We start from the raw sequence: 25,731 nt of genomic DNA on the forward strand, positions 1-25,731 counted from the left end.
CCCGTACAATTCCCGAGCGATTTCAGCGCCATGCGGAACATAGTGGTTGCGTAACCTCTGCCGAAAGCTAGACTGACAACGAAAAGCTAAAAGGTGGAGGCGTTGTGGAGAGCATAAAAGGGTCTGAACTGAACGTTCCTGACGCAGTGTTTGCGTGGGTGTTTGACGGTAAAGGCGGTGCCCGGCCGCTGGAAGACAACGACGTGATCGATCACGCGCATCCCTGCTGGTTACACCTGAACTATACCCATCCGGACAGCGCTGACTGGCTGGCATCCACCCCTTTATTGCCAAACAACGTGCGTGATGCGCTGGCAGGGGAAAGCCTGCGGCCACGCGTGAGCCGGATGGGTGACGGTACGTTGATCACGCTTCGCTGTATTAACGGCAGCACGGATGAACGTCCCGATCAGCTGGTGGCGATGCGCGTCTATATGGATGATGGGCTTATCGTTTCCACTCGCCAGCGTAAAGTGCTGGCGCTGGATGACGTGGTAAACGATCTGAAAGAGGGCACCGGGCCGACCGACTGCGGCAGCTGGCTGGTGGATGTCTGCGATGCGCTTACCGATCACGCGAGCGAGTTTATCGAAGAGTTGCACGATAAAATTATCGATCTGGAAGATAACCTGCTCGATCAGCAGATACCGCCACGCGGTTTCCTGGCGTTACTGCGCAAGCAACTGATTGTGATGCGTCGCTACATGACGCCACAACGTGATGTATATGCCCGTCTGGCCAGCGAGCGTCTCAGCTGGATGAATGATGACCAGCGCCGTAGAATGCAGGACATTGCTGACAGGCTGGGGCGCGGGCTGGATGAAATTGATTCCTGTATTGCCAGAACCGCAGTAATGGCCGATGAGATAGCACAGGTGATGCAGGAGTCGCTGGCCAGAAGAACCTACACGATGTCGCTGATGGCAATGGTCTTTTTACCCAGTACCTTTCTGACCGGTCTGTTTGGCGTAAACCTGGGCGGCATTCCCGGCGGTGCTTATCGCTACGGCTTTACCGCGTTTTGCGTCATGTTAGCTGCTTTGATTGGCGGTGTTGCATGGTGGTTGCATCGTAGTAAATGGTTGTAAATTTACGCTTTTTCCACCTTTTGCGCGGATCAAAACGCTCTTTTAATTGAGCAAAGTCAATAAACAGAAACCGTGTAAGGTGCATTATTACTCCCGCAGGTGAATGCAACGTCAAGCGATGGGCGTTGCGCTCCATATTGTCTTACTTCCTTTTTTGAATTACTGCATAGCACAATTGATTCGTACGACGCCGACTTTAATAGTCGGCTTTTTTTTGCCTCCCGTTTCTCAGGGTCTACCCTAAAAGGGTCAATCCAAAAAACTGGAGGGAAAGATGAACCATCTACACGCGCTGCAACGGCTGCATTCACGGCAGTCCGATCCGGTCCCGACCGACCCAACGCCCATGCCCGATCCCATTCCGCGTCCGCAGCCTATGCCCGACCCGCCGCCCGATGAAGAACCGATTAAATTGTCGCATCGAACCCCGAGATCTGCGAGGATACGCGCCATCTGACCGCAAAGATGACCACGAGAGACTATTGTGACCGCTTTTTCTACCCTGAATGTTCTGCCTGCCGCCCAACTCGATAACCTCAACGAGTTGGGATACCTCACGATGACGCCTGTTCAGGCGGCCGCATTACCCGCCATTCTTGAGGGGCGCGATGTTCGCGTACAGGCAAAAACCGGCAGTGGGAAAACGGCAGCGTTCGGTCTTGGACTGTTACAGCATATTGATGCCACTCTGTTCCAGACCCAGTCTCTGGTTCTGTGCCCGACCCGCGAACTGGCTGACCAGGTCGCGGGTGAGTTGCGTCGTCTGGCGCGCTTCCTGCCCAACACCAAGATCTTAACCCTCTGCGGCGGACAGCCGTTCGGGGCGCAGCGTGATTCGCTCCAGCATGCGCCTCATATTATTGTCGCGACACCTGGCCGTCTGCTGGATCATCTGCAAAAAGGTACCGTTTCACTGGATGCCCTGCAAACGCTGGTGATGGATGAAGCGGACCGTATGCTGGACATGGGCTTCAGCGACGCGATCGACGAAGTGATCCGCTTCGCGCCGGAAGATCGTCAGACATTGTTATTCTCTGCGACCTGGCCTGCCGCTATCGCTGCAATCAGCGGTCGTGTACAAAAAAATCCGCTGACAATTGAAATCGACAGCGTGGATGCGCTGCCTGCCATCGAGCAGCAGTTCTTTGAAACCTCGCAGCAGGGCAAAATCCCGCTTCTGCAGAAATTGCTGAGCCAGCACCAGCCCGCCTCCTGCGTGGTGTTTTGTAATACCAAAAAAGATTGCCAGGCGGTGTGTGATGCCCTGAATGCCGCCGGGCAAAGCGCGCTGTCATTGCATGGCGATCTGGAACAGCGCGATCGTGACCAGACACTGGTTCGCTTCGCGAACGGCAGCGCCCGTGTGCTGGTTGCAACTGATGTCGCCGCACGTGGGCTGGACATTAAATCGCTGGAGCTGGTTGTTAACTACGAGCTGGCCTGGGATCCAGAAGTACACGTTCACCGCATTGGGCGTACCGCACGTGCCGGAAACAGCGGGCTGGCCATTAGCTTCTGCGCGCCGGAAGAGGCGCAGCGCGCCAATATCTTGTCTGAAATGCTGCAGATAAAGCTTAACTGGGTGAACACCCCGGGGAACGGTCGCGCTGTGCCACTCGAAGCCGAAATGGCGACGCTGTGCATTGATGGCGGCAAAAAAGCCAAGATGCGTCCAGGCGACGTATTAGGCGCACTGACAGGGGACATGGGACTGGATGGCGCCCATATCGGCAAGATTACCGTTCATCCGGCACACGTATATGTGGCAATCCGCCAGGCGGTTGCGCATAAGGCATGGAAGCAGCTGCAAAACGGGAAAATTAAAGGCAAAACCTGCCGGGTCAGATTGCTGAAATAAGCGGCAGAAAAAACGCGTCTCAGACGGACTCTGAGACGCGACAGGATTATTTCACTTCAAGTACGTTCAGGCGCAGCTCGTCAAACTGATTATCATCCTCTTCCGGCTGCCAGCCTGCAGGCTGCATGGGGATCTCTTCCCGGTCAAACGCCAGATCGCCGCCATTCACCACTTCTGAATCATGGTTGATGCCTTTGAAGTCAAACAGCTCAACATCCGCAAGGTGAGAAGGCACCACGTTCTGCATTGCGCTGAACATGGTTTCGATGCGCCCTGGATAACGTTTATCCCAGTCACGCAGCATGTCACCAATGACCTGGCGCTGCAGGTTCGGCTGAGATCCACACAGGTTACATGGGATAATCGGGAAAGCTTTCGCCTGGGAGAAGCGTTCAATGTCCTTCTCGCGGCAATAGGCGAGAGGGCGGATGACAATATGTTTGCCGTCATCGCTCATCAGCTTAGGCGGCATGCCTTTCATCTTCCCGCCGTAGAACATGTTCAGGAACAGCGTTTGCAGGATATCGTCGCGGTGATGACCCAGCGCAATTTTGGTGGCGCCCAGCTCCGTCGCGGTCCGGTACAGAATGCCACGACGCAGACGAGAGCAGAGAGAGCAGGTGGTTTTACCCTCCGGGATCTTCTCTTTTACGATACCGTAGGTATTTTCTTCGACGATTTTGTACTCAACACCCAGCTTATCGAGATATTCCGGCAGGATATGCTCAGGGAAACCCGGCTGTTTCTGGTCAAGGTTTACGGCCACCAGGGAGAATTTCACCGGCGCGCTCTGCTGAAGATTACGCAGGATCTCCAGCATGGTGTAGCTGTCTTTACCCCCTGACAGGCAAACCATGATGCGGTCGCCTTCTTCAATCATATTGAAGTCTGCAATGGCTTCGCCCACATTACGGCGCAGCCGCTTCTGCAGCTTGTTGAGGTTGTATTGTTCTTTCTTTGTATTTGATTGATTGTCTTGCATTTATTGCTACCTTCGGAGCCAGCAGGGGCAAAAGTTTTCAGCGTGCCAGCTTATCGTTAAGCATCAGCACCTGTTCGCCATTCATTTTCCACGCATTCTATGCCGCAACTGTCTGGCTATGAAAGATGGGTTAACGCCGGCAGTCAATGCCAGCGGGCAAAAGTATGTCGCGTATGGTACGGATTCCGGCGGCGAATACCAGCACGTTTTACAGCGATGAAGGATCTTGTGCCGACTTGCGGTAAAACGTAATCGGCTTTCTGTTCGCCATCAGCGAGACGTGGTCGTTAAAACAGATAACATACGGTGGGTAAGGGCAGGCAAGCTCCGCTCAATAAAATGGCGGAGCCAGTAAAACGGAAGGACAGATCAGGTGGTTACTTTTCTACAATCTCTTTCACATCCGATTGATGGATCTGATGAATGCTGCCATCTGCATCTTTGTATGAAATTAAACCGGTGTCTTTATCTCGCTCTGGTTTTCCATGTGTGGTCATCATATGTCCATCTTTGGTCGATATAACATAATCACTTGAGCACCCTGTTATTGCTAACGCGACACCTAATGCCAAAAATGCAAAAATACCACCCTTCATATTAACCTCTAATTAACTTTATAGTTACAATCGTTTTAATACAGCATTATTTAACAACAGTGAATTGCAACGCTTCGTCAACGAAAGGGAATTTCCATTTAAAGAAAAAAAGAGCAATAAACGGCCACAGCGTACCCGTATATGTGGCGTTTAATCTTGTGCTTCTTTTTGAAATCCGTCTTTTTTTAGATGTAATCCTTTATGACTATTTCACGTTGCTCTTCATTCGCATCAGTATTGATTTAACTTGTATCGCTGCTTATTATCTTGCGTTTTAGCGTATGGGAATGTGAAGCTCGCATGCGACTTTACTGACGTGCTGGCAGCTAGGATTAGACAATCACTGGCGAACGATTCCCTTAAGATGATATCCCACAGGAAGGGTTGAAAGTGTTTAAGTTAAGTACTTTTGGTTTTATGATTTTATTGTGCTCAGGGTGTAGTTCTGATGTGGTTATCACTCCTGCGGAAAAACCGGTTTATAAGCTAATGCCTGATATAACGCAATCTGTAACACCGTCTCAGCAACGGGCGATCATGGCTGGTGAACGTCCCGACTGGACAGACAGAGCGCCGGTCACCACGATCAGGCGTTATTGATTTCTGCTTATCATCTTCAGGCTGCATAGCGCAGCGATTTCATAAGTAGTAGAGAACAACCCAGGACCTCACGATGGGGTCCTGCATGCTGATACGTAGTTTTAACGTGACCTGCACAAATAGCCACTTAAACTGCACTGTGTTGAGAGTCTATTCATCTTCAAGCTATTAAGCTGTTTTCCCCGTACAAAGCAGGAGGGAAACGGTGATGGCTGTTTTAAAAGTATGTCTTTTAGTTGGGTGCTTCCTGGCGGGTTGTGTCTTGTATCTTCATCTTTTTACGTCAATGAAGGAAGCATGCATAAAAGATACGGCAGGAGAAGTGTTTCACGTGCGTCAGGTTGAAAATGCTACTGATTGTCAGTCTTTTAACTGGAGCATGTATATACAGTGTGGCTATTTTTAGTCGTAAATATAACAAATGATCAACATGCACAAAGCGAAAATTTATATGCGGTAAAAGAAAGTGCAATCAGTAAACATTAAGATTTATCTGCTTCTGTTTTATTCATTTCTTTCTGGTGTGGGATATGTTAATAGATGGTTGGATAACAGGGTGAAATGAAGTTAAAAATAAAATAAGCATAATGAACATGACAGAGCAAAAAAATATTTTTCGCGAGTGGTTAGATATTCGTTGAAGTAACACAACATACCCTTAATACCGTTGTGCAGTGGTTCCTTTAAAACTGTACGTTATGCTCAACGGCTCTCATTATTAAGGCTCCCGTATGCAAACTGACAAAGACCTTTCCACCTGGCTCACGTTTCGCCGTCTTTGGCCTATAATATCGCCTTTTAAGAAAGGACTATTGGTTGCGGCATTAGCATTAATGATAAATGCCGCCTGCGATCCTTTTATGCTGTCTTTGCTAAAGCCGTTAATGGATGATGGCGTGGGCAAAATGGACCGCTCTGTCATGTTATGGATGCCGGTTGTGGTTATCGGATTGATGACGCTACGCGGTATTACCAGTTTTATCTCCAGCTATTGTGTCTCCTGGGTCTCGGGCAAAGTGGTGATGGATGTGCGCCGGAAATTGTTCCGCCATTTGATGGGCATGCCTGTGTCGTTTTTTGACAAACAGTCAACCGGGACGTTGCTGTCGCGTATTACCTATGATTCCGAACAAGTCGCATCTTCGTCATCAGGTACGCTGATAACGGTCATCCGTGAGGGTGCGTCAATCATCGGCTTGTTCGCCATGATGTTCTACTATAGCTGGCAGCTTTCAATCATCCTGATTGTACTGGCACCTGTTATATCCGTGACTATTCGTATGGTGTCCAAACGCTTTCGCACTATCAGTAAAAGCATGCAGAATACGATGGGGCAGGTCACGGCGAGTGCTGAGCAGATGCTTAAAGGCCATAAAGAAGTATTAATTTTCGGCGGTCAGGACGTTGAAACAAAACGCTTTGATAAGGTCAGCAATAAGATGCGTTTGCAGGGAATGAAAATGATGTCCGCATCGTCAATCTCCGATCCTGTTATTCAGCTTATTGCCTCCCTGGCACTCGCGTTTGTTCTTTATGCTGCCAGCTTCCCGAGTGTTATGGCGACCCTGACGGCGGGAACGATTAGCGTCGTTTTCACATCGATGATTGCATTGATGCGGCCTCTTAAATCCCTGACCAATGTGAACGCACAGTTCCAGCGCGGGATGGCCGCTTGCCAGACGCTGTTCACTATTCTTGATTCCGAACAGGAAAAAGATGAAGGTCAGTGCGTACTTGAACGCGCTAAAGCGGACGTTGCATTTCGCAATGTGACGTTTACCTATCCGGGACGTGAGGCCCCAGCGCTACGCAATATCAGCCTGAACATACCTGCCGGTAAGACCGTAGCCCTTGTCGGACGTTCCGGCTCGGGTAAATCAACCATCGCCAGCCTGATGACGCGATTTTATGATATTGATGAAGGTGAAATTCTGCTGGACGGCCACGACCTGCGAGAATATACCCTTCAGTCGCTTCGTAACCAGGTGGCGCTGGTTTCGCAAAATGTCCACCTGTTCAACGACACGGTTGCCAACAACATCGCCTACGGCCGTACGGAGCAGTACACCCGTGACCAGATCGAGAATGCCGCGCGTATGGCAAATGCGATGGACTTTATCAACAAGATGGATAACGGTCTTGATACCATCATCGGTGAAAACGGGGTACTGCTTTCTGGTGGGCAACGGCAACGTATCGCTATTGCACGCGCACTGTTGCGGGACAGTCCAATACTCATCCTTGATGAAGCAACGTCAGCCCTGGATACGGAATCGGAACGCGCTATACAGTCTGCGCTCGAGGAACTGCAAAAAAACCGTACATCACTGGTGATTGCGCATCGTCTGTCGACTATCGAAAAAGCAGACGAAATCATTGTTGTTGAAGATGGTGTTATCGTTGAACGCGGAAGCCATGCGGAATTGCTGACGCACAATGGGGTGTACGCACAGCTTCACAAAATGCAATTCGGTGCGTCAAACAGTTAAGTCACATTCACGCTTTTTACCCCGCTTGCAAAAGCGGGGTATCCCGTAATGTCACCCAAACCTGATTCATGCGCAAGATACCGTATAATGCCTTCTCTGAATACGCTTACATATCCTGTGATTGGACCTAACACATTGAATAAATTTTGTTTTTTCCTGCTACTCTGTACTGCTATCGGCAGTCTCTTTTCCGCCTGGCCCGTAGCCATATGGTTCCTGCTCATTAACGTCCTGACTATGGTTATTTACGGCGCCGATAAAATGGCAGCACGGAAAGGAATACGCAGGATACCGGAAGTAACCTTACTGGTCTTCGGCGTTGTGGGCGGGTGGCCCGGCGCCATTCTGGGTCAACAGATCTTTCGCCATAAAACGCAAAAGCAGCCTTTCAAAACCTGGTTTTTGATGTCTGTGGTCGTGAGCATCTTGGCCACGGTGGCGCTGTATCATTTTGGTTTTGTTGTTCGCTATTGAGCATCATTACTGCCAATAGTAGTAGGCCAAATCCTGGTGGGTTGCTGTTTTTTGTCCGTTCTGAATAATACGTGCAACAACACGGATGACAGCATCTCATGAAAATAAAATCTATTACGCTGGCAGCGCTGATGTTTTATTCAGCGCCTGGCTGGTCGACGTTTCAGGAGCGGGAATATAATACCTGGTATATAAAAAATGCCGTTCTTTATGACATGACGCAGACGTCGGAAGGTTTTCCGGTAATGGTGAGCGTATCTCAGCCCGGGAAAAAATCCGCTAATCTGGTGGTTTCATACATCACCGAAGGTCAATGCGGAAAAAATACGCTGCCGCTTAATGTGAATGGTAAAGTACTGCCCGCCAGCTATTACTGTGTTCAGGTTGGGTCGAAAAGAATTGAACATTTTTCAGTGGTCGATGCAACCAGCGTCAATGCCCTGGTGACGCATCTGAATTCAGATTTCACTCTTCTCCTGCAAAACGATATCAAGATTTGGGCCGCAAATATCAAATCGCCGAAATACGGTCTGACACCGCGTTTTTAAAATCCTGCTACGCTTGTTTGTGGTATCAGGAGCATGAACATGAAGAACAAAGATGAACAAACCGGGTTAGTTGGGCTGGCGATTGGTGCTGCCGTTATCGGGCTTGTTTCGGCACAGAAACCGATCGATCGTAACAGCATTGTTGATGAACTGCTAAGACTCGGCAGGCAAAAGGGTGACGGCGTGGAGGATGAGGTGTTCGTCAAGGCCGCTGAGCTGGTAAGAAAAGGGGTGTAAACGATGGCAGAAATCCGTCATGCCCAATGCCATTGTGGTGCAGTGGCATTTACCGTTGCGTTAACCGATGGGTTAAATACCGCCCGTCGCTGTAGCTGTTCTTTTTGTCGGATGAGAGGGGCGGTTGTGGTCTCTGCACCGTTAACCGGTATTACCGTCACCAAAGGCGAGGATAAACTTACGGAGTACCGCTTTAATACCGGTACAGCCCGGCATTTCTTCTGCTCGGTCTGCGGGATTTATACCTTCCATCAGCGGCGTTCTAATCCCAATGAATACGGTGTAAATGTCGCCTGTTTTGAAAACGTCTCTCCGTTCGATTTCCCGGAAGTGACGGTGATGGATGGGGTTAACCATCCTGCGGATGGCGAAAGTGGGGTCTTTGGCTATCTCTCTTTTCGCAAACGCGCGCCAACACAAGCGTCCTAGCCGCCTGGCCACATTGTGCTAACGCTGACTATAGTGGGAAGTGGGTATCTTAAAGAGGAGACATTATGCTTAGTGTTGAAAAAGACGACCCACGTGAGGCGCCTGAATCAGGGGATAAAAAGCCTCAGCCCGTGAAAAAATAGCATTCACGAAGGGTATCACGGCCACCGGCACTGCTGGTGGCTTTTTGTTTTCAAAGGCTCACTGTTAATGCCTGTCGAGATGATTTAAGAGCGTGCCGAGGTGCCCAACAATATCGCGGAAATCGAAAATTAACGCCATCCACAAACACGCTAAAAGAGCCAGTAGGGCAAGGGATACACGACCAAACAACACAGTTATCCTTAATGATGAGGGGGATATCTGCGCAGTCTAACCCGCAGTCTTTCAACTTATCCTCAACAATCTCGCGATAGCGTGCTGTTGTGCGACTAACCTCAAAAAGGTGAGCCCGCATGATGCTGCGGGCTCTGATCATCAGAACTGGTAAACCAGGCCTAATGCAACGACATCATCGGTACCGATACCGTTGTTTTTGTAGAAGCTGTCATCTTCATCCAGCAGGTTGATTTTATAATCCACATAGGTGGACATGTTTTTGTTGAAGTAATAGGTTGCGCCTACGTCGGCATATTTAACCAGGTCCTGATCGCCCTGACCGTTGCCCAGGTCTTTACCTTTCGACTGTAGGTAGGAAATTGCCGGACGCAGACCAAAATCGAACTGGTATTGTGCGGTTACTTCGAAGTTCTGGGTTTTATTCGCCACGGCGCTTTCGTTGTCGCCGTAAGGGGTCATATTGCGGGTTTCAGAATACATGGCCGCCAGATAGATATTGTTGGCATCATATTTCAGACCCGCGGTCCAGGCATCCGCTTTATCCCCGCCCGCGGTTGTATTTCTCACCTGATCGTTGGTACGGTCAGAAGAGGTATAGGCCGCCCCCGCTGAAATTCCCATACCGAAATCATAGGTGGTAGAAATACCGAAGCCGTCACCGTTCTCATGACGCGTGTCGCGACCATTATTGGTCCCTTCCTGGTTATTGCTGGCATCTTCGTTATTACCCTGATACTGCAGAGCAAAGTTCAGACCCGGCACCAGGCCATAGAAATCGGTGTTGCGGTAGGTTGCTACGCCATTGGCACGACCGGTCATAAAGTTATCGGCATAGGTGTAAGAGTCGCCGCCGAACTCTGGCAGCATATCGGTCCAGCCTTCCACGTCGTACAGAACGCCATAGTTACGGCCGTAGTCAAAGGAACCGTAGTCACCCACTTTCACACCGGCGAAGGCCAGACGTGTCCAGGACTGGTTGTCAGACCCTTCGGTGTTATTTGCCTGAATGTTGTATTCCCACTGTGCGTAGCCGGTCATCATGTCGTTGATCTGGGTTTCGCCCTTGAAACCCAAACGCATATAGGTCTGATCGCCGTCTTTAGACGTGTCATCAGAGAAGTAGTGCAAACCATCTACTTTTCCGTACAGATCTAATTTATTGCCATCCTTATTATAAATCTCTGCTGCATGCGCAGCGCCAGCCATTAACAGAGCCGGAATCATCAGGGCCAGTACTTTTCTTTGCATTATGGTATTCCTTTGCGGTTGTTTTTATTTAATTACCTGTTGAACTTTCCTTTGCGGAGAGTTGTCACATGCTAAATCACTCCGCTGAAAGAGTAATAAATTATAATTGTTACGAAGTGAGTAAAATCTAAAGGGAATTGTTCTGCGGAAATGTTAATTTGTTTGATGAATGTTTTAGTGAAAAACATAATAAATTAAAATTATTAATCATGCGGTAAATCAGGTAATGTCTGCCCCGTTATATGCCTTTAAGATTATTATCCATAATTCCCATGAATATCATTTATTCATTTAACGTGATGCTCAGGGATTATTTGGTCTGGCCCGGTGTGAATACACCGGGCTTTTTTTATGGCATAAAAATGCCCGGACAAGCCGGGCATGGGGATTATTCGCTGGTGGATTTTTCCGCTTTCCCGGCCATTTGCGCCAGGAAGTCGTACCGTTTTTGCAGATCGGCGGCGGCATCTTTCCACAACTGCTCAGCCACCTCTGGCTGTTGCGCATTGAGGCGACGGAAGCGTTGCTCCTGCAGCAGTGTCTCAGCCAGGGCATCTGACGGAGGGCGTGAATCGAGCGCCAGCGGCAGCTTGCCTTCCTCTGCCCGGCGAGGATCAAAGCGATACAGCGGCCAGAAGCCCGTGGCGGTCAGCTGACGCATCTGATCGTGGCTGAGCGCCAGATCGTAACCATGCTCTTCGCAAGGGCTGTAGGCGATGATAAGCGATGGGCCCGGATACGCTTCCGCCTCCTGAATCGCTTTCACCGTCTGGTTAAGCTGCGCGCCGAGCGAGATTTGCGCAACGTACACGTGGCCATACATCATCATGCTGACGCCGAGATCTTTACGCGCCTTGCGTTTCCCGTGTTCGCCAAATTTTGTTACCGCTCCTAACGGCGTGGCTTTTGACGCCTGTCCGCCGGTATTGGAATAACACTGGGTATCCAGCACCAGGATGTTCACGTTCTCGGTCAGGCTCAACACATGATCCAGCCCGCCAAAGCCAATGTCATACGCCCAGCCATCGCCGCCAATCAGCCAGATCGATTTTTCAACCAGGGCGTCAGCGTCGGTCACCAGTTGTTCTGCGCCGTCAACGCCCTGAAGGGCATTACGAAGCGCCGTAACCTGTTCGCGACGAACCTCAGGGGTGGCTTCAGCGTGCAGCGCAGCGTGCAGGTCGGCAGGGATGTTATCGGCAAACTGATCCAGCAGGCGCATCACGCGTGCGCGGTGCTGATCCACCGTTAAGCGGAAGCCAAGACCAAATTCGGCGTTATCCTCAAACAGCGAATTCGCCCATGCCGGGCCGCGGCCGTTGGCGTCGGTGGTGTATGGGGTGGACGGCAGGTTACCGCCATAGATAGACGAACAGCCGGTCGCGTTGGCGATCAGCATCCGGTCACCGTACAGTTGCGTCAGCAGTTTGATGTACGGTGTTTCCCCGCAGCCGGAGCAGGCACCAGAGTATTCGAACAGCGGCGTGATCAGCTGTGAGGTACGGATATCAATACGTTCCAGCTTGCTCCGATCGATTTCCGGCAGGTTCAGGAAGAAGTCATAATTTACTTTCTCTTCTTCCACGTGTTCCAGCCGCGACATCATATTGATGGCTTTGATATCCGGGTTCTGTCGGTCTTTGGCCGGGCAGACCTCGACGCAGAGGTTACAGCCGGTGCAATCTTCGGGTGCAACCTGCAGAACGTATTTCTGTCCGCGCATATCGCGGGATTTCACATCCAGCGAATGCAGGCTGGATGGGGCCGATTCCATCGCGTCCGGAGAAACGACTTTGGCCCGGATGGCAGAGTGCGGGCACGCTGCCACACAGTGATTGCACTGGGTACACAGCTCTTCCTTCCAGATTGGGATCTCTTCGGCGATGTTGCGTTTTTCCCAGCGGGTGGTGCCCATCGGCCAGGTGCCATCCGGCGGCAGGGCGGAGACGGGAAGGGCATCGCCCAGCCCCGCCAGCATGGCCGCCGTTACGGTTTTAACAAAATCTGGAGCCGCATCAGAAACCACCGGAGGACGGTTCGGGCTGCTGGCATTCACCGGCTGGAGCGGTACTTCAGACAGCGACTCGCGCGCCAGCGCCAGTGCCTGCCAGTTGCGTTCAACCAATTCCTGGCCTTTACTGCTGTAACTTTTGGCGATCGCGCCCTGCAGTTCCATTAAGGCGCTGTCGCCCGGCAGAATGTTTGTCAGGTGGAAGAACGCCATCTGCATGACGGTGTTGATGCGCGCGGCAAGACCACATTCGCGGGCAATCTTCGCCGCGTTAATGACAAAAAGCCGCGCTTTTTTCTGATTAAGCACCGCCTGCACTTCCTGCGGCAGGCGCGCCCAGACCTCATCCGCACTGTACGGCGTGTTGAGCAGGAAAATACCGCCAGGTTTGAGACGTTCGGCCATCTGGTATTTATCGATAAACTGCAGCTGGTGACAGCCGACAAAATCAGCCTGCGAAATGAGATACGCCGAGCGGATAGGGTGTTCGCTGACGCGCAGATGGGATACGGTCAGCCCGCCGGCTTTCTTGGAGTCATAGACGAAGTAACCCTGTGCATACCACGGTGTGGAATTACCGATGATCTTGATGTTGTTCTTGGTTGCCGAAACGCTGCCGTCGCTGCCCAGACCGTAGAACAGCGCCTCAAGTTTCGCGCCGGAGGGCAGGGTGTTTTCCGGCAAGGGCAGTGAGAGATTAGTGACATCGTCATAAATACCGACCGTAAAGCGAGGTTTCGGCTTCGTTTCACTTAGCTCATTAAACACCGCCAGCACGCAATCCGGACCGAACTCTTTGGACGACAAACCATAACGTCCGCCAATGACACGCGGCAGCGTTTCGCGCTCGCCGTTACTGAAGGCTTCCGCCAGTGCGGTCATGACGTCCAGATACAGCGGTTCTGCGTGTGCGCCAGGCTCTTTGGTACGATCGAGCACGGCCACGCTTCGTGCGCTCTCCGGCAGCGCAGAGAGCAGATGTTTCGCTGAGAACGGGCGGAAAAGGCGAACTTTCAGCACCCCAACTTTCTCGCCGCGCGTCAGCAGTTCATCCACGACTTCTTCACAGGTGCCAATGGCTGAACCCATCAGCACAATCACGCGTTCCGCCTGTGGATGGCCATAATATTCAAACGGTTTATATTCCCGTCCGGTGGCGGCAGCGAAATCGTTCATCGCCTGTTCCACATGGTCATATACCGCGTTGTACCACGGGTTCGTCGCCTCGCGGGACTGGAAGTAAGTATCCGGGTTGGCCGATGTCCCGCGGATCACCGGATGTTCCGGGTTGAGTGCGCGGGCGCGATGGGCATCAATGTCCACCTGCGGCAGAAGCGAGAGAAGGGTGTCATCTGCCAGCGGCACGATTTTGTTGATTTCGTGGGAGGTGCGGAAACCATCAAAGAAGTGAATAAACGGCACGCGGCTTTTCAGCGTCGCGATATGGGAAATTAACGCGAAATCCTGGGCCTCCTGAACGCTGCTGGCGCACAGCATGGCGCAGCCGGTCTGACGCACGGCCATCACATCGGAGTGATCGCCAAAAATGGAGAGCGCGTGGGTAGCAACGGTTCGTGCCGCGACGTGCAGGACAAACGGGGTAAGTTGACCGGCCAGTTTGTACAGCGTCGGGATCATCAGCAGCAATCCCTGTGAGGAGGTAAACGACGTGGAGAGCGCTCCCGTCTGCAGCGCACCATGCACCGCGGCAATCGCACCCGCTTCGGACTGCATTTCGACGACTCTCGGGACATCGCCCCAGACATTTTTTAACCCGTTTCCTGCCCAGGCATCTGCCTGTTCGGCCATTGTAGAACTTGGCGTAATCGGGTAGATGGCGATAACTTCGCTGGTGCGAAACGCGACTGACGCGACTGCACCATTACCGTCAATAGTTTGCATAGGACGACACCCTTACATTGCGCAAAAAAAGAGGGGTCCGTAAACCTGGTCAGACCCTGAATATTATTCCCTTATTTTAGCAAAGGCCGGATTTTGCGATTTTCGCATTTGTGTCCTCGGTATTCTCACCATCAATGAGTAGATCAAACTTTTGGCGAAAAACCCTTCTAAATCTTAAATAATTCAGTTCCAGTATTCATAAGTCGCTGTCATGGCTGCTTTATGTTTGTACTCAAAAGCCTTGCCTTTGTCGTTATCTGGTGAGGAGATAGTGATGTCGATATCCGCCTGGATACATTCCCCGTTAGTGTCCCATTCCTTACAGGTATTCACCGTTTTTTCGATAGTGTAATAGGTCTCGGTGTTCGTCCAGGTCAGCTGGCGACCTGCATCATCGTAAACATACTCATCCACGACGTTAGGTGTATACCTTTTTGTCAGGCGATGATGCGTGTCGTACTCGTACTCCGTGCGGTAATTCTCAATCGCCAGGTTACTTTTGTTTTCTGAACGGGTAAGAGCCCCTGTTGTATTGAGCGTATACAGAATGGTGCCCATGCTGGTTCGATCTTTCTCCCCCGGCGTTGTGGCAGTAATGGTGCCGCGGTTAACTGCTTTACTGATAATCCCTTTTTTGTTTAGCAAATACATACCTTCAACATTATGACGGAATAACAGTGTCGATTTTTGGTTGCGCTTGTCCGTTCCGATGCCTTTGCCATCGACAAGGATGCGCCAGCCGTAATCCGCTTTACTGAGTTTTATCGCACTGGTAATCACAAGAACAGATTGAGGATAGGTTGCTGTTTTTACCTCCAGCATACTGCCGCCAAGAAGTTCGCCACAGCGGTTATAACTCGCATTTATTGTTGTACGGATGTAACCGTCCGGACTCTCAATCCTGGTCTCAATCGTTTTAGGTATTGCTCCATTATTTTGCTGTTGCAGTAGAATGAAATTATTGGTTTTATTTTTGTTTACGCTTTCGGGTGAGCACTGCTCAGCCCGGGCATGAAAAGAACACAGCGCGAGTACGGCTACGCAAAACGACTTATTGTAAATTGGCATTGATTATTATCCTTATGAACCAGCCTGTTAACGCAATCCCAAAGAGCAAAGCAGTAATATACTGCCAACAGCTTCAGGTTCAACAATATCCAAAAAAATTGCGAGAAATTGTTTCAGCAGCGCATAAATACGCACTTCCGCTCTCGACGGCACGGGATGTGATGCCTATTATGCATAGGTTTCGCATTATTCATGGGGGAGAGAGAGCATGCGTTCAGCGTTTTGGGTAGGGTGTGCCGCGTTATTGCTGTCGGCCTGTAGTAACGAACCTGTTCAGCAGGCCACGGCGGCACATGTGACGCCGGGAATGAAAGCCGCGATGTCCAGTTCTGGACAAGCCAATTGCGCGATGATTGGTGGCTCACTGTCGGTTGCCCGCCAGCTCGATGGCTCTGCGATCGGGATGTGCGCCTTGCCAAACGGCAAACGCTGCAGTGAACAGTCGCTTGCCGTTGGATCCTGCGGTAGCTACTGATTATTCAGCGCGTTTAAACATCAGCGTTTTGTCGGCTGTCGCCAGCGTTAACTGGTCTTCAGTCAGGTCGACCTGCGCCCCTTTGCGCAGCATGTCGCCGATGGCCTGATCCAGCTCGTTCAATTGTGGTTCGGTACAGAGTTTGCGCGTCATCGCCAGCCCTTTAACCTTAAGTTCCCCTTCGGACAATTTTCCCTGTCCGTTGAAGCGGTTACACATCACGCCGGAAATGCTGATGTTATTAACCAGGCTGATATCGGGCAACGCGCTAAAACTGATCTCAGGTTGCGTTGTCGTGGCCTTCACGGCTTTCCCGTCCACATTTTCCAGCACAAAGCGGTGGTTCTTAAGCTGCTCCGGCTGAACAGACGCTTTACCCGGATTAACACAGCCGGAGAGGACAAGACTGATAACACTTAACGCAATGAGTTTTTTCATTTTTCTTCTCGAACTATAAATACTGTGAATCATTTACCAGTGTAACGATACGCGGCAGGGCGTTAATGGGGTTTATCTGAAAGTGCGGGAAGAAGATCGGGCAACGCAGCGGTTGCCCGGGACAAGATCAGTGAGATTTAAACCCGGCGGCCGTCATCAGCATGCGGAAGAACATGCTGACAGCCGCCAGCGCCAGTACGCTGCCGCCCCAGATAATGGCCAGCCACAGCAATCGTTTCCAGACAGGCTGTTGCATCAGTGATAACCCTCCCCATGCTGTACTTTTCCGCGAAATACGTAGTAACTCCAGAAGGTGTAGACCAGAATCACGGGAATGATCAACAACGCACCTACCAGCATAAAGCCCTGACTTTGTGTCGGCGCGGCCGCCTGCCACAGGGTGATCGACGGTGGAATAATATGCGGCCAGATGCTGATCCCAAGCCCGCTAAAGCCGAGAAAAATAAGCCCCAGCGTCAGGATAAATGGCCGGTTATGGCTTTGCCGATTATTCAGGCAGCGCCACAGATACAGACTCAGCAGGACGACCAGAGCCGGAACCGGCAACAGGTAAAACAGGTTCGGCAGCGTAAACCAGCGCGCGGCGATGGCCGGGTGCGCCAGCGGGGTCCAGAGACTGATCGCCGCGATAACGGCCAGCAGCACAATTAAGAGCATTTTAGAAACTTCGCGCATCCGCTGTTGCAGGGCATTTTCACTTTTCATCACCAGCCAGGTGGCGCCCAGCAGCGCATAGGCCACCACCAGACCCGCGCCACAGAACAGGTTAAACGCGGTAAACCAGTCAAAGGGACCGCCGGTATAGGCACGCCCGGTGACGGCAAACCCGTTTATGACGGCACCCACCGTCACGCCCTGGGTAAACGTCGCCAGAAGTGAACCGCCAATAAAGGCTTTATCCCAGAACGGACGGTGCGCTGGCGTTGCTTTAAAACGAAACTCAAACGCCACGCCACGAAAAATAAGACCGATCAGCATTAATGTCAGCGGAATGGTGAGGGCATCGATAATCACCGCGTAGGCCAGCGGAAAGGCACCGAAGAGGGCAGCGCCACCCAGCACCAGCCAGGTTTCATTCCCGTCCCAGACCGGGGCGACGCTGTTGACCATCACATCGCGATCGTCCGGGTTTTGCGTCATCGGGAACAGAATGCCGATCCCCAGATCAAAACCGTCCATCACGATATACATCAGCGTCGCGAAGACGATGATGACAAACCAGATAATGGAAAGATCGATACCCATTATGGCTGCTCCTTATTGCCAGTGGTAACTGCGGAAAGCGGGCGTGCCGGACGTCCATCGGCCTCGGTGGCGAACGATTCGTGAGGCTGAGGTCCTTTTTTAATCAGGCGCACCATATAGCTGTAACCGACGCCGAAGACCGAAGTGTAAACGACGAAGAAAGCCAGCAAACTGACGCTCATATGCAGATCGCCATGGGCGGATACCGCATCCCGGGTACGTTGAAGCCCATAGACGACCCACGGCTGGCGTCCTACTTCGGTGGTCACCCATCCGGCCAGTATGGCGATCAACCCTGAAGGCCCCATCAGCAGGGCAAACCACAGGAAGGGGCGCGAGGTGTAAACGCGCTTTTTATAACGCAACCAGAGCGCCACCACGCCGAGCAGCAGCATCAGCATGCCTAAGCCCGCCATAATGCGGAAAGACCAGAAGACAATGGTGGAATTTGGACGATCTTCCTTCGGGAACTCCTTGAGCGCCGGAACCTGTTTATCCAGACTGTGCGTCAGGATAAGGCTGCCAAGAGCGGGGATCTTAAGGCCAAAGCGGGTTCGCTCCAGTTCCATATCTGGCCAGCCAAACAGCAGTAGCGGGGTAGGTTCCCCCGGTGGGTTTTCCCAGTGCCCCTCAATGGCGGCGATTTTGGCAGGCTGATGCTTTAAGGTGTTCAGCCCGTGCATATCACCGACCATTGCCTGGATGGGGGCCACAATCAGGGTCATCCACAGCGCCATAGAAAACATAGCGCGGATGGCAGGCGTATTGTTTCCGCGCAGCAGATGCCATGCCGCCGATGCGCCAACAAACAGGGCGCTACTGAGGAAGGCGGCTATCGACATATGCAGCAGACGATAAGGGAAGGAGGGGTTAAAGACCACGGCAAACCAGTCTACCGGAACGACCTGCCCGTTGACGATCTCATAGCCCTGTGGGGTCTGCATCCAGCTGTTGGAGGAGAGGATCCAGAAAGTGGAGATAATTGTCCCCAGCGCTACCATACAGGTGGCGAAGAAGTGCAGCCCAGGCCCGACTTTATTCCAGCCGAACAGCATCACGCCGAGGAATCCGGCCTCAAGGAAAAAGGCGGTTAGCACTTCATAGGTCAGAAGTGGGCCGGTAATGCTGCCCGCAAACTGCGAAAATCCACTCCAGTTAGTGCCAAACTGATACGCCATCACCAGCCCGGAGACCACGCCCATGCCAAAGTTAACGGCAAAAATCCTGGACCAGAAGTGGTACAGCGATCGCCAGACCGGATTTTTTGTTTTCAGCCACAGCCCTTCAAGCACAGCAAGATAGCTTGCCAGGCCGATAGTGATTGCCGGGAAAATAATGTGGAAGGATACGGTAAAGGCAAACTGTATCCGTGCAAGGTGAAAAGCATCTAAACCAAACATGCACAGCCTCAATGTCAAACGGTGTGCTGTTATGGTACAGAGGCGCAGATCGGACTATCAGACGCAGAAACGCGAAATTTAACCATAACAGTTGGCAAAAATTTCACGCTTTTGCCATCTGATATACTTCCTTATAGGGCATAAAAATATTTTTTTAATGAATTTTATGCATTAAACCGCTTGCTTTGTCGTCGGCACCGTGCGTTAATGGTCTTCTGGTTTTGAGTCCAAATAAATATCTGACGTAGTTTTATAAAGCAGTTCTCATCACGTTGTGCCTCTCCGCAGCCTCTCTTGGGTCTTTATCTACATTCCGATTAGTTTTGTTTCAAACCATTATCGCCTGATCGGCTCATGAGTAATTTACGTTTTTACGTTTACAGGAGAATCCTATGACTTCTTATATCCATTTTCGCTGCCCATGCTGTCATGGCTCGCAGTACCGTACTTCAGCCTTTGATGTGTCTGAGAAAAATCCCTTCGGCGCAAAATGCATCTTTTGCAAATCGCCAATGATTACACTCGACCATCTGGCCGCGGCGCGTCTCGCACACAATCATGTGACCGAGTACCGTAAGTAATTCATTTCATAAACCATAACAGTTAGCAAAATCTTCTCTTTTTCTCCTGCTGATATACACTGTCGGCATTAAGGAGAATCTGATGAAAAAATACCAGCGTCTGGCGCAACAAATTATCTCGCAGATTGAGCTTGGCGTATGGTTGCCGGGCGATAAGCTGCCTTCTCTGCGAGAGCAGGTGGCAAGCAGCGGCATGAGTTTTATGACCGTGGGCCACGCGTATCAGATGCTGGAAAGTCAGGGGCGCATTGTCGCCAGACCGCAGTCGGGCTATTACGTTGCCTCGCGCCCGACCGCACAACAGCCAGCGCCACCTGCACAGGTCATGCGCGACGAAGCGGTGGACATCAACACCTATATCTTCGACGTTCTGCAGGCCAGCCGCGACCCGTCGGTTGTTCCTTTTGCTTCCGCTTTTCCCGACCCGCGTCTTTTCCCGCTTCAGCAACTCAACCGCTCGCTGGCAAACGTCAGCAAAACCGCGACGGCGATGAGCGTGATTGAAAACCTGCCGCCGGGTAATGTCGATTTGCGCCACGCCATTGCCCGCCGCTATGCACAGCAGGGGATGAATATCTCACCGGAGGAGATCGTGATCACCGCAGGCGCGCTCGAAGCGCTGAACTTGAGTCTCCAGGCGGTGACCGAGCCGGGGGACTGGGTGATTGTCGAAAACCCCTGTTTCTACGGCGCGCTGCAGGCGCTGGAACGCCTGAAGTTGAAGGCCCTGTCGATTGCGACGGACGTGCGCGAGGGGATCGATCTCAATGCCCTTGAACAGGCGCTGAATGACTACCCGGCCAAGGCCTGCTGGATAATGACCAACAGTCAAAATCCGCTTGGCTTTACGCTCAGCCCGGAGAAAAAAGCGCAGCTTGTGGCGCTGCTGACGAGGCACAACGTCACGCTGATTGAAGATGATGTCTACAGCGAGCTCTATTTTGGCCGTGAAAAGCCGCTCCCGGCGAAAGCATGGGATCGTCAGGACATGACGCTGCACTGCTCCTCGTTTTCGAAATGTCTGGTGGCCGGTTTTCGCATCGGCTGGGTAGCGGCGGGTAAACATGCGCCGCGTATTCAGCAGCTTCAGCTGATGAGCACGCTCTCTACCAGCTCCCCGATGCAGCTGGCGCTGGTGGATTACCTCGCGACCAAACGCTACGACGCCCATCTTCGCCGCCTGCGACGTACGCTGGCCGAGCGTAAACAGCAGGCGTGGCAGTCACTTTTGCGCCATATGCCGCCGGGCGTCAAAATCCATCATAACGACAGCGGCTACTTTTTGTGGCTGGAGCTTCCGGCACAGCTGGATGCAGGGCTGTTAAGCGAACAGGCGTTACGCCATCACATCAGTATTGCCCCAGGCAAGATGTTTTCTACCTCAGATGTCTGGACACCCTTTTTCCGTTTTAATACCTCCTGGGCATGGGGAGAGCGGGAAGAGCAGGCCGTTAGTCAGTTAGGGAAATTAATCAGCAGCATGTTGAAATAACGATTCCGGTCTCTCGCTAAATAATCATTGCTTATCTTTTTGCCGCCGCGGCGACCATTTTGCCGCGTCGCATCATACGAAATCTGCATACCACCTCTCACGCCTAACCCCTTGTCTATAATCCAGTTAACGGGGAATGCGCCCTCGGTCACACCTTGATGAAATTTCCTTAAGCCGCACGGTGCGGGGCATTTGCGCGGTCTACGTTTAATGAGGGAGATATTTTTACGGCACGGCTGCCGCTAAATTTTCATTGCGACTGGAGTAATGTTTATGAGCAAAAAATTTGCCCGCAGCAGCCTGTGTGCGCTTGGTATGGCCATAATGACCGCGCAAGCCGCCGAGCCACCGAAAGCGATTGGCGACGGAGAGGGTCGGCTGGATATTATTGCCTGGCCGGGTTACATCGAGCGGGGACAAACGGATAAAAACTATGACTGGGTAACCCAGTTTGAAAAAGAGACCGGCTGTGCGGTAAATGTCAAAACCGCCGCCACGTCGGACGAGATGGTGAGCCTGATGGCGAAAGGCGGGTATGACCTGGTCACCGCGTCAGGAGATGCGTCGCTCCGTCTGATTATGGGCAAACGCGTTCAGCCGATTAACCCGGAACTCATCCCCAACTGGAAAACCCTCGACCCGCGCCTCGTTAAAGGTGAATGGTTTAACGTGGGCGGCAGCGTCTACGGCACGCCGTATCAGTGGGGGCCAAACCTGCTGATGTACAACACCAAAACCTTCCCGACACCGCCGGATAGCTGGAGCGTGGTGTTTGTAAAACAGGACTTACCGGACGGTAAAACCAACCAGGGACGCGTGCAGGCCTATGACGGGCCGATTTACATTGCCGATGCGGCGCTGTTTGTGAAGGCCACTCACCCCCAGTTGGGTATTAACGACCCCTACCAGCTGACGGAAGAACAGTACGCTGCGGTTCTGAAAGTGCTACGCGATCAGCACGCCCTGATCCACCGCTACTGGCATGACACCACCGTACAGATGAGCGACTTTAAGAATGAAGGCGTGGTGGCGTCCAGCGCCTGGCCATACCAGGCGAATGCCCTGAAAGCCGAAAACCAGCCGATCGCGACCGTCTTCCCGAAAGAGGGCGTCACGGGCTGGGCAGACACCACTATGCTTCACGCGCAGGCAAAACACCCGATGTGTGCTTACAAATGGATGAACTGGTCGCTGACGCCAAAAGTGCAGGGCGATCTGGCGGCGTGGTTTGGCTCTCTGCCGGTGGTGGCGCAAGGGTGTAAGGCCAGTACGCTGCTGGGTGAGAAAGGCTGTGAAACCAACGGTTACGACGCCTTTGACAAAATCAAGTTCTGGAAAACTCCGATCGCCGAAGGCGGCAAATATGTGCCTTACAGCCGCTGGACGCAGGATTACATCGCCATCATGGGTGGCCGTTAATCATCCGGGAGCAGAACATGACGTACGCGGTAGAGTTTAATGACGTTTCCCGTCTGTACGGCGACGTACGGGCGGTGGATGGGGTGAGCATTGCCATTCGTGACGGGGAGTTTTTCTCCATGCTGGGGCCGTCGGGCTCCGGCAAAACCACCTGCCTTCGGCTGATCGCCGGTTTTGAACAACTCTCCGGCGGGGCGATCACAATCTTCGGTAAAGAAGCGAGTGAGCTTCCTCCGTGGGAGCGAGACGTCAATACGGTGTTCCAGGACTACGCGCTGTTTCCGCATATGTCGATTCTCGATAACGTCGCTTACGGGCTGATGGTCAAAGGCATCGACAAGAAAAAACGCCATGCACTGGCGCAGGAGGCGCTGGAAAAGGTCGGGCTGAGCTTTGCCATTGCGCGCAAGCCGTCGCAGCTTTCTGGCGGCCAGCGTCAGCGCGTTGCCATTGCGCGTGCGCTGGTCAATGAACCCCGCGTGCTGTTGCTGGATGAACCGCTGGGCGCGCTCGATCTGAAACTGCGTGAACAGATGCAGGTCGAGCTGAAAAAACTTCAACAGGCACTCGGGATCACCTTTATTTTTGTGACCCACGATCAGGGGGAAGCCCTGTCAATGTCCGACCGGGTCGCCGTTTTCAACAACGGACGCATTGAGCAGGTGGATACCCCGCGTGAGCTATACATGCGCCCGCGTACGCCGTTCGTGGCCAGTTTTGTCGGCACCTCGAACGTTTTCGATGCGGCACTGGCGCAGAAAGTGTGCGGCATGGAGGGTGCTTATTCGCTTCGACCGGAACATATCCGGCTCAATGAGAGCGGTGAGGTTCAGGTTGAAGGTGTGGTGCAGGCTGTCCAGTATCAGGGTGCGGCAACGCGCCTGGAGCTGAAACTTGCCGGGGGGGCAAAACTGCTGGTGAGCCAGGCCAATCTCAGCGCGGACACACTGCACACCGGCGTTGAGCCGGGGCAGGCGGTGCTGGCGTCATGGCCGCGCGACGCCATGATCCGCCTGCATGAGGAAGGGTGAAATGGCGATGAGCGTCTTACATCCTCCCGCACCGCGCGGTACCCTAAGCCGCATGACCGCGCACTTCTGGCGCAAACCGTCGCTGGGGATATTCCTGCTGCTGCTGGCACCGCTGATGTGGTTTGGCATCGTCTATCTGGGATCGCTCCTTACGCTGCTGTGGCAGGGCTTTTATACCTTTGATGATTTCACCATGTCGGTGACGCCGGACCTGACGCTGGCGAACATTCAGGCACTTTTTAACCCGGCAAACTACGACATCATCATCCGTACGCTGGTGATGGCGATTGCGGTCACCCTCGCCAGCGCCATTCTGGCCTTCCCGATGGCCTGGTATATGGCGCGTTACACCAGCGGCAAATGGAAAGCGTTCTTCTATATTGCCGTTATGCTGCCGATGTGGGCGAGCTATATCGTCAAAGCGTACGCGTGGACGCTACTGCTGGCGAAAGATGGCGTGGCGCAGTGGTTTCTCAGCCATCTGGGGCTGGAGCCGATCCTGGTCTCTGTTCTGACGCTCCCGGCGATTGGCGGGAACACGTTATCGACCTCCGGGCTGGGGCGGTTTCTGGTCTTTGTCTACATCTGGCTGCCGTTTATGATCCTGCCCGTGCAGGCGGCGCTGGAACGGCTGCCTGCCTCGTTGTTGCAGGCCTCTGCCGATCTCGGTGCGCGTCCGCGTCAGACCTTTCGTTATGTTGTTCTGCCGCTGGCGATCCCGGGTATCGCGGCGGGCTCGATATTTACCTTCTCTCTGACGCTGGGGGATTTTATCGTGCCACAGCTGGTAGGCCCGCCTGGCTATTTCATTGGCAATATGGTCTATGCCCAGCAGGGGGCCATCGGCAATATGCCCATGGCTGCCGCCTTCACCCTGGTGCCGATTGTGCTTATCTCGCTTTATCTGGCGTTCGTGAAACGTCTGGGAGCATTCGATGCACTCTGAACGCGCACCGTTGTTCCTGAAAGTGGCCGCCTGGGGCGGGGTGATCTTCCTCCACTTCCCCCTGCTGATTATTGCCATCTACGCTTTTAATACTGAGGACGCGGCCTTCAGCTTCCCGCCGCAGGGGCTGACGTTGAAGTGGTTTAGCGTGGCGGCGGGGCGTGGCGATATCATCGATTCCGTGACGTTGTCACTTAAAATTGCGACGTTAGCGACGGCTATTGCCCTGGTACTTGGCACGCTTGCTGCGGCGGCGCTGTGGCGTAGCGCGTTTTTTGGCAAAAACGCCATTTCGCTGTTGCTGCTGTTACCGATAGCGCTGCCGGGCATCATCACCGGTCTGGCGCTGCTGACCGCTTTCAAAACCATCAATCTGGAGCCTGGTTTTTTTACCATCGTTGTCGGGCACGCCACGTTCTGCGTGGTGGTGGTGTTTAACAATGTGATTGCCCGGTTCCGACGCACCTCCTGGAGCCTGGTTGAAGCGTCGATGGATTTAGGGGCCGATGGCTGGCAAACCTTCCGTTACGTGGTCCTGCCCAATCTTGGGTCGGCGCTGCTGGCCGGGGGCATGCTGGCGTTTGCTCTGTCGTTTGACGAAATTATCGTCACAACCTTTACCGCGGGACACGAGCGCACGTTACCGCTGTGGTTGCTTAACCAGCTCGGACGTCCGCGTGACGTGCCGGTCACCAACGTGGTCGCACTGCTGGTGATGCTGGTGACAACCTTCCCCATTCTGGGAGCCTGGTGGCTAACCCGCGACGGCGAGAACAGCGCCGGGAGCGGGAAATAACATTGATTTCAACGGGAC

General features: G+C 52.7%; 25 protein-coding genes and 1 pseudogene. 16 read left to right on the forward strand and 10 right to left on the reverse strand.

Going from position 1 to position 25,731, the window contains the following annotated elements; translation table 11 throughout:
• The first annotated feature begins 104 nt into the window (after window positions 1-104).
• The 3 genes from zntB (at window position 105) to dbpA (ending at window position 2,946) form a co-directional block, all read left to right on the forward strand.
• Entirely contained in the window at window positions 105-1,088 is a 984-nt protein-coding gene (zntB, locus tag ACMWKA_RS11150) for a zinc transporter ZntB (RefSeq protein WP_047023108.1), read from the forward strand.
• Between the two features lie 292 nt (window positions 1,089-1,380).
• On the forward strand, window positions 1,381-1,545 hold the full coding sequence (locus ACMWKA_RS11155; protein WP_283841960.1) for a hypothetical protein: 165 nt from the start codon (window positions 1,381-1,383) through the stop codon (window positions 1,543-1,545).
• Window positions 1,546-1,572: 27 nt separating this feature from the next.
• Window positions 1,573-2,946: an ATP-dependent RNA helicase DbpA gene (gene dbpA, locus ACMWKA_RS11160; RefSeq protein WP_414760217.1), complete on the forward strand. Its 1,374-nt coding sequence runs from the start codon at window positions 1,573-1,575 to the stop codon at window positions 2,944-2,946.
• Between the two features lie 46 nt (window positions 2,947-2,992).
• Here dbpA and ttcA read toward each other — a convergent pair whose 3' ends face one another.
• The 3 genes and pseudogenes from ttcA to ACMWKA_RS11175 all read right to left on the reverse strand — a co-directional run bounded on the left by ttcA (window position 2,993) and on the right by ACMWKA_RS11175 (window position 4,524).
• Window positions 2,993-3,928 carry a tRNA 2-thiocytidine(32) synthetase TtcA gene (gene ttcA / locus ACMWKA_RS11165; RefSeq protein ID WP_013096454.1) on the reverse strand — a complete coding sequence of 312 codons (936 nt, stop codon included), beginning with the start codon at window positions 3,926-3,928 and terminating at the stop codon, window positions 2,993-2,995.
• A gap of 37 nt (window positions 3,929-3,965) precedes the next feature.
• Window positions 3,966-4,212, reverse strand: a pseudogene (locus ACMWKA_RS11170) (site-specific integrase); the annotation flags it as partial.
• A gap of 93 nt (window positions 4,213-4,305) precedes the next feature.
• Complete coding sequence (locus ACMWKA_RS11175; protein WP_032618552.1) at window positions 4,306-4,524, reverse strand: YgdI/YgdR family lipoprotein; 219 nt, start codon at window positions 4,522-4,524, stop codon at window positions 4,306-4,308.
• Window positions 4,525-5,855: 1,331 nt separating this feature from the next.
• Here ACMWKA_RS11175 and msbA point away from each other — a divergent pair.
• From msbA to ACMWKA_RS11205, 6 genes are all read left to right on the forward strand, one after another.
• Entirely contained in the window at window positions 5,856-7,613 is a 1,758-nt protein-coding gene (msbA, locus tag ACMWKA_RS11180) for a lipid A ABC transporter ATP-binding protein/permease MsbA (RefSeq protein ID WP_414760218.1), read from the forward strand.
• Between the two features lie 87 nt (window positions 7,614-7,700).
• Window positions 7,701-8,087: a DUF1294 domain-containing protein gene (locus tag ACMWKA_RS11185; protein ID WP_414760219.1), complete on the forward strand. Its 387-nt coding sequence runs from the start codon at window positions 7,701-7,703 to the stop codon at window positions 8,085-8,087.
• Between the two features lie 98 nt (window positions 8,088-8,185).
• Window positions 8,186-8,635 carry a hypothetical protein gene (locus ACMWKA_RS11190; RefSeq protein WP_414760220.1) on the forward strand — a complete coding sequence of 150 codons (450 nt, stop codon included), beginning with the start codon at window positions 8,186-8,188 and terminating at the stop codon, window positions 8,633-8,635.
• Window positions 8,636-8,674: 39 nt separating this feature from the next.
• A complete protein-coding gene (locus ACMWKA_RS11195) occupies window positions 8,675-8,872 on the forward strand; it encodes a hypothetical protein (protein WP_013096459.1) in 198 nt (65 codons plus the stop codon).
• A gap of 3 nt (window positions 8,873-8,875) precedes the next feature.
• Window positions 8,876-9,301 (forward strand): GFA family protein, encoded by a 426-nt coding sequence (locus ACMWKA_RS11200; protein ID WP_028028030.1) that lies wholly within the window; start codon window positions 8,876-8,878, stop codon window positions 9,299-9,301.
• 65 nt (window positions 9,302-9,366) lie between these two features.
• The gene (locus tag ACMWKA_RS11205) at window positions 9,367-9,444 is read left to right on the forward strand and encodes a hypothetical protein (protein ID WP_223232805.1); all 78 of its coding nucleotides are present in this window, start codon (window positions 9,367-9,369) and stop codon (window positions 9,442-9,444) included.
• Between the two features lie 334 nt (window positions 9,445-9,778).
• On the opposite strand, the gene ompC is transcribed toward ACMWKA_RS11205, so the two are convergent.
• The 3 genes from ompC to ACMWKA_RS11220 form a co-directional block, all read right to left on the reverse strand.
• A complete protein-coding gene (gene ompC / locus ACMWKA_RS11210; protein WP_013096462.1) occupies window positions 9,779-10,888 on the reverse strand; it encodes a porin OmpC in 1,110 nt (369 codons plus the stop codon).
• A 388-nt stretch (window positions 10,889-11,276) separates the two neighbouring features.
• Window positions 11,277-14,801, reverse strand: a complete 3,525-nt coding sequence (gene nifJ / locus ACMWKA_RS11215) for a pyruvate:ferredoxin (flavodoxin) oxidoreductase (RefSeq protein WP_060578395.1) — start codon at window positions 14,799-14,801, stop codon at window positions 11,277-11,279.
• 183 nt (window positions 14,802-14,984) lie between these two features.
• Window positions 14,985-15,869 (reverse strand): hypothetical protein, encoded by an 885-nt coding sequence (locus ACMWKA_RS11220; protein ID WP_414760221.1) that lies wholly within the window; start codon window positions 15,867-15,869, stop codon window positions 14,985-14,987.
• A 208-nt stretch (window positions 15,870-16,077) separates the two neighbouring features.
• On the opposite strand from ACMWKA_RS11220, the gene ACMWKA_RS11225 reads away from it, so the two are divergent.
• On the forward strand, window positions 16,078-16,344 hold the full coding sequence (locus ACMWKA_RS11225; protein ID WP_013096465.1) for a DUF333 domain-containing protein: 267 nt from the start codon (window positions 16,078-16,080) through the stop codon (window positions 16,342-16,344).
• Here the strand turns inward: ACMWKA_RS11225 and hslJ are convergent, their stop codons facing one another.
• The 4 genes from hslJ to ACMWKA_RS11245 form a co-directional block, all read right to left on the reverse strand.
• Window positions 16,345-16,782, reverse strand: a complete 438-nt coding sequence (gene hslJ / locus ACMWKA_RS11230; protein WP_013096466.1) for a heat shock protein HslJ — start codon at window positions 16,780-16,782, stop codon at window positions 16,345-16,347.
• A 127-nt stretch (window positions 16,783-16,909) separates the two neighbouring features.
• Window positions 16,910-17,038 (reverse strand): DUF2474 domain-containing protein, encoded by a 129-nt coding sequence (locus ACMWKA_RS11235; RefSeq protein WP_013096467.1) that lies wholly within the window; start codon window positions 17,036-17,038, stop codon window positions 16,910-16,912.
• On the reverse strand, window positions 17,038-18,048 hold the full coding sequence (cydB, locus tag ACMWKA_RS11240; protein ID WP_038419539.1) for a cytochrome d ubiquinol oxidase subunit II: 1,011 nt from the start codon (window positions 18,046-18,048) through the stop codon (window positions 17,038-17,040). Before cydB ends, ACMWKA_RS11235 begins: the two co-directional genes overlap by 1 nt.
• The gene (locus tag ACMWKA_RS11245) at window positions 18,048-19,448 is read right to left on the reverse strand and encodes a cytochrome ubiquinol oxidase subunit I (protein WP_178328816.1); all 1,401 of its coding nucleotides are present in this window, start codon (window positions 19,446-19,448) and stop codon (window positions 18,048-18,050) included. The genes cydB and ACMWKA_RS11245 overlap by 1 nt, the downstream gene beginning before the upstream one ends.
• A 392-nt stretch (window positions 19,449-19,840) precedes the next feature.
• Here ACMWKA_RS11245 and ACMWKA_RS11250 point away from each other — a divergent pair, with 392 nt between their 5' ends.
• The 6 genes from ACMWKA_RS11250 (at window position 19,841) to ACMWKA_RS11275 (ending at window position 25,713) form a co-directional block, all read left to right on the forward strand.
• Window positions 19,841-20,029 (forward strand): hypothetical protein, encoded by a 189-nt coding sequence (locus ACMWKA_RS11250; protein ID WP_020689184.1) that lies wholly within the window; start codon window positions 19,841-19,843, stop codon window positions 20,027-20,029.
• A gap of 82 nt (window positions 20,030-20,111) precedes the next feature.
• The gene (locus tag ACMWKA_RS11255; RefSeq protein ID WP_129327308.1) at window positions 20,112-21,521 is read left to right on the forward strand and encodes a PLP-dependent aminotransferase family protein; all 1,410 of its coding nucleotides are present in this window, start codon (window positions 20,112-20,114) and stop codon (window positions 21,519-21,521) included.
• 273 nt (window positions 21,522-21,794) lie between these two features.
• Window positions 21,795-22,940, forward strand: coding sequence for a putative ABC transporter substrate-binding protein YdcS (gene ydcS, locus ACMWKA_RS11260; protein ID WP_151347538.1), 1,146 nt, complete (start codon window positions 21,795-21,797; stop codon window positions 22,938-22,940).
• Between the two features lie 17 nt (window positions 22,941-22,957).
• Window positions 22,958-23,971 (forward strand): ABC transporter ATP-binding protein, encoded by a 1,014-nt coding sequence (locus tag ACMWKA_RS11265; protein ID WP_414760222.1) that lies wholly within the window; start codon window positions 22,958-22,960, stop codon window positions 23,969-23,971.
• Between the two features lies 1 nt (window position 23,972).
• Window positions 23,973-24,917: an ABC transporter permease gene (locus tag ACMWKA_RS11270; protein ID WP_013096475.1), complete on the forward strand. Its 945-nt coding sequence runs from the start codon at window positions 23,973-23,975 to the stop codon at window positions 24,915-24,917.
• Entirely contained in the window at window positions 24,907-25,713 is an 807-nt protein-coding gene (locus ACMWKA_RS11275) for an ABC transporter permease (RefSeq protein ID WP_029882932.1), read from the forward strand. The genes ACMWKA_RS11270 and ACMWKA_RS11275 overlap by 11 nt, the downstream gene beginning before the upstream one ends.
• Window positions 25,714-25,731 lie beyond the last annotated feature (18 nt).

Origin of the sequence: Enterobacter sp. 03-F-07-AD-ECC (genome assembly GCF_047530935.1) — a bacterium.
GTDB classification, from domain to species: Bacteria; Pseudomonadota; Gammaproteobacteria; order Enterobacterales; family Enterobacteriaceae; genus Enterobacter; species Enterobacter cloacae.